We start from the raw sequence: 2,760 nt of genomic DNA on the forward strand, positions 1-2,760 counted from the left end.
ACGGAAGGTTTAGGCGACCGGATTCGTACTCATTTTTGGCCATGAACGTCCTACTGTGTTTGACTCGGCTCGCACGCGTGTCGCGCCGTGGACGGAAATTTGGCCATCGCGCCTGCCTCATGAAAATGAGGAACCAGCGATGCATACATCGGCCGCGGCCGTTGTATTGGCAGGAAGTGGTCAGCAGCGCCACCGTCGCCAGGTGAAAGAGTCAAGATGGCCTGCGGCCGGAAAAACGAGCGGAGCGCCGCTTCGCGCACCAGGGCAACAGCGCAACCCGGGAGATTGCGTCGGTGAGGGACGCACTGGCTACGCTCGATTGCCGTACGGCGCCACGCAAGATCCATTGCCCGGCGTTCGCGTCAACCGCATGAAATTCAATTGACTACCGAGCTGGCGAGCGAAGCCACAAGACCATCGGCGCCGCGCCTCTTGATCACCCCCCCTGTCTGTGCTTTGCCTGGCCTAGCAGCCAAGTGCTGAACTCTCGCACCAGGGTGTCGCCCTGGCGCGAGTGCGGCACCACGAGGTGGTAAGCCTGGCCGGAGAGCACGTGGGCTTCGTCCAGCGCCAGCAGCCGCCCGTCGGCCAACTCAGCCTCGACGAGGACGCGCGGCACCAGCGCCACGCCGAGGCCGGCGGCGGCGGCTTCTGCCACCATGGCGAACTGCTCGAAGTGCGGTCCCTGATGAGCGCGTGGCGCTTCGACCTCGGCGTGCTCGAACCACTCGGCCCACTGCGTGGGCCGCGTCACCTGTTGCAGCAGGCGGCATTGAGCAATGTCGGCGGGACGCTTGAGCGTGTGGCTGCGCTTGAAGGCCGGGCTGCACACGGGGATCAAGGCTTCGACCATGAGTTCCATGCACGTGGCCTGCGGCCAGACCGGCTCGCCGAAGTGGATGGCGAGGTCAAAGGGCTCGGCAGCGAAGTCGAACGGGTGGCTGCGCGCCGCGAAGTTGATGGTCACCTCGGGGTGGGCTTCGGTGAAGCCCGGCAGCCGGGGAATGAGCCAGCGCGTGCCGAATGTCGGCAGCACGGCGATGTTGAGCACGGCCTGCTCCCCGGAGAGGCTCATGATCTTGTGCGTGGCCGCCGACATCGCCTCCAGCGCCTGGCGCAGCTCGGCGGCGTAGAGCCGGCCGGCGTCGGTCAGCACGACGCGCTGGCGCACGCGATGAAAGAGCGCCACCCCCAGGCTCTCCTCCAGGCTGGTAATTTGCCGGGACAACGCGCTTTGCGTGAGGTGCCGCTCCTCGGCCGCGCGCGAAATGCTGGCGTACCGAGCGGCGGCCTCAAAGGCCAGCAGGTGATTCATTRGCGGCAAGAGTTGGCGCTTAAACGTCATGCACGGATTGTGAGTTCATTCGATATTGGAATGAACTACTTCGAATTCATCGATGGCGCCGCGGCTGGTTTTTCAGCACAGTCTCAGCCACCATGCCGATGAGCTTCACCCCCGATCAGACCCGTGCCCGCTTCGCCGAAGCGATGTCTCAGACGTACCGCCAGGAGGTGCCGCTGTATGGCCACCTCGTCGATTTGGTGAACGGCATCAATGCTGAACAAGGCACAGAGGGCTCACGCCTGGCCGTCGAGCGCCACGGCGCTATCCGCGTGGGCACGGCAGCAGAGCTGTCCATGATGCGCCGCCTGCTGGCCGTGCTCGGCATGCAGCCAGTGGGCTACTACGACCTGTCGGTGGCCGGCATCCCGGTGCACTCCACGGCCTTCCGTCCGGTGGGCGAGGCATCGCTGGCGCGCAACCCCTTCCGCCTCTTTTGCTCGCTGCTGCGCACCGAGCTGATCGCCTGCCCGCAGGTGCGCCAGCTTGCCGAGAACGCCCTGACCGGCCGCCAGATCTTCACGCCCGGCTGCGTGCGCCTGATCGATCGCTTCGAGGCCCGGGGCGCGCTCTCGGCCGACGAGGCCGAGGAATTCGTCCAAGAGACGCTGCACACCTTCCGCTGGCGCGGTCATGCGACAGTGAGCCAGGCGGTCTACAGCGCCATCAAGGCTCAGCATCCGCTGGCGGCCGACGTGGCCTGCTTCCCCAACCCCCACATCAACCACCTCACCCCGCGCGTGCTGGACATCGACGCCGCGCAAGCCGCCATGCGGGAGCGTGGCCTGCCGGCCAAGGCCGTGATCGAAGGCCCGCCGCGCCGCGCCGTACCCATCCTGCTGCGCCAGACCGCCTTCAGCGCCTTGTGTGAGGACGTGACCTTTGCCGACGGCACCCGAGGCGACCACACCGCCCGCTTTGGCGAAATCGAGCAGCGCGGCTGCGCCCTCACGCCCAAGGGCCGCCAGCTCTACGACAAGCTGTTAGAGCGTGCCCGGCGTTCCGCGCAGCAGCATGGGGCGGTCGAGCCCAAGGCCCTGGCCGAGAACCTCCACCGTGAGTTCGAAGCCTTCCCCGACGACCTGGAGGCCTTGCGCCGAGAGGGCCTGGCCTACTTCCGCTATTCGCTCAGCCCCGAGGCGGGCAAGGTCCGTCTACCCGCCAGCCTGGTAGACATCAATGCACTGGTGAGAGAGGGCTTGCTGCACGTGGAGCCTCTAACCTACGAAGACTTCCTGCCCGTCAGCGCAGCCGGCATCTTCCGCTCCAACTTGGGCGAGCAAGACGGTGGCGTGTTCGCGTCGCATTCCAACCGAGCAGCCTTCGAAGCCGCGCTGGGTGCCAACGTGCTCAACGAGTTTGAGCTCTACCGCGAAGCCGAGGGCGCGTCGCTGGCCAACTGCTTGCGCCAGTTGGCG

Annotated in this window: 2 protein-coding genes; one reads left to right on the forward strand and one right to left on the reverse strand. The window is 66.3% G+C overall.

The features are described from left to right. Window positions 1-436 precede the first annotated feature (436 nt). Complete coding sequence (locus AC1DU6_RS26215) at window positions 437-1,315, reverse strand: LysR family transcriptional regulator (RefSeq protein ID WP_457355448.1); 879 nt, start codon at window positions 1,313-1,315, stop codon at window positions 437-439. A 122-nt stretch (window positions 1,316-1,437) separates the two neighbouring features. Between AC1DU6_RS26215 and hglS the strand changes: the two genes are divergently transcribed. Next, on the forward strand, window positions 1,438-2,760 hold a 1,323-nt coding region (gene hglS / locus AC1DU6_RS26220; RefSeq protein ID WP_477860702.1), incomplete at its 3' end, for a 2-oxoadipate dioxygenase/decarboxylase HglS.

This window comes from Roseateles sp. P5_B10 (genome assembly GCF_056400485.1).